The sequence below is a fragment of the Bacillus sp. USDA818B3_A genome (assembly GCF_009928415.1).
Classification (GTDB): Bacteria; Bacillota; Bacilli; order Bacillales; family Cytobacillaceae; genus Neobacillus.
Window position 1 is genome coordinate 1 of sequence record NZ_JAABNN010000051.1, and the last position, 1,793, is coordinate 1,793.

The following is a 1,793-nucleotide window of genomic DNA, read 5'->3' on the forward strand; positions in this document are numbered from 1 at the left end:
TCGCTTTCCGCGGGCGTGCCGGGGAGCCTCCTGATATGAACGAAACTGTCAAGGCCCTCCTCCTTAAACTAGGTTTTGGTCTATTTTTGACCAACTTTAAGAAGAGAAGCTATTTTCGCTTCTTCGCTTACTTGGTTAGATTGCAGCCGTTACTGGCTAAAGTAACTCCTTCTTTAGCTTACTGACCACACCTCACCTCTTTGGAAGGCTGTCAAGTGCTCTCCTTGACAGCCTTCCAAAGAGGTGAGACACTTTTTAAGCTAAAGATGGAATAATCGTACCTCCCTCATCTTTTTTTGGAATGGATGCTAAGGACACGGCACGAAGGCAAAAATCTCTACTGCGGTTAGCGTTCTGATATTCGTGGGTTCTCACATTTTATCTTTCCGTATAAAGGACGTATCCACTAACTCGGAACGTGCGTTAATCTACATAGATATAGCACAGAGGAGGCACGTGGGTTTTCCTTTCCGGTTTTCTCTTTGCCTTCGAGCCCTATTCTCATTCATCTATTATTGTTCAAATGTACTGTACGTCATGTAAAATATACTTCTTTAAGCTGTTGGAACTACTTCGTCCAATTCCTGCGTGATTGCCCAAATAAAACCTGCTAATTCTCTTGCTACTGCTGTAATGGCTTTACCACTTTCTTTTCCTCTTGATAATAATCGAAAATATTTCTTATGAAGTCGGTTTTGTGCTTTCCAGGATATTGCTTGAACGGTTGGCGATTGTCCATTTTGTCTCTTTTGTAATTCACCTTTAACGGACGGTTGATATCGGTAACTCCAGGCCGATTCCACTAACAGACGCCGCACATGGCGATTTCCTGTTTTAGTGATCTTTCCCTGTTTTCTACTTTCACCGCTCGAATATTCACTAGGTACTAACCCCACATACGCCATAAACTGTCTAGGGGTGGAAAATCGTTTAAAAGATCCTATTTCGGCCACAATACTAGTCGCTGTAATTAGTGCTACGCCTCTTAATGCTTGTAAAGCTTGGATGGTTGGGGCATGAACACCGTCTGTTGCTTGTATTCTGATTTCTTCTTCTAGTCTTAAGACTCGTTGTTGTATCTCTTTAATTTGATGATAATATTCTTGAAAAACTACTTTTAGTTTAGAGTTTTCAAACTTTAAAGTGTCCAACCATCTATAGTACCTAACGGTCCATTTTTTGCCCTTTGATGGTGGTTGGATATCATAACGTAGTAAAAATTTACTTAACCGGTGTTTAGCTCTTAATTCGTCTTCTTTTGCATCCTCCCGACATCTAACAAGATCTCGTAATGCCTCATCCTCTGGAGTAGGAACGTAAATAGAAGTTAATTCTCCAGCTCGATATAACTGGGCTAGTCGAACGGAATCTCTACGATCCGTTTTAATACGCTCACCAGGTCTTTGAGGAATTAAAGATGGTGCTATAACAGTACAGTGAATATTTAACGTAAGGAGTAATCTATACAATGCATATCCGGTAGGACCTGCTTCGTAACACACTCGTAAGTTTTCACTGCTTCCAATCTTTTTCATCAATTTCTTAACTGCTTCTGGTGTATTCGTAATCATCCCCCAGTATCTAGGCTCATCTCGTCCTTCATCTGCAATCGCAACAGCTATTTTTTCTTTTGATACGTCTAAACCTACATATTTTATGGTATCCTTCATAATAACTAGCTCCTTTCGTAATGTAGCTCTGATTTGGTTTGATTTTTCAGTAACATTCTAACCAAATTAACCTACGCATTTACGAGTAGGAGCTAGTTTCGTTCATGATAACTCGGCGCTTTG

2 protein-coding genes are annotated in these 1,793 nt (G+C 40.4%); one reads left to right on the plus strand and one right to left on the minus strand.

Going from position 1 to position 1,793, the window contains the following annotated elements; genetic code table 11:
- The coding region (locus tag GXK58_RS27445) for a hypothetical protein (RefSeq protein ID WP_237389798.1) at window positions 1-185 on the plus strand (185 nt) is incomplete at its 5' end.
- A gap of 369 nt (window positions 186-554) precedes the next feature.
- Here the strand turns inward: GXK58_RS27445 and GXK58_RS26795 are convergent.
- Window positions 555-1,670, minus strand: a complete 1,116-nt coding sequence (locus GXK58_RS26795) for an IS110 family transposase (RefSeq protein WP_160726224.1) — start codon at window positions 1,668-1,670, stop codon at window positions 555-557.
- Between the last annotated feature and the right edge of the window lie 123 nt (window positions 1,671-1,793).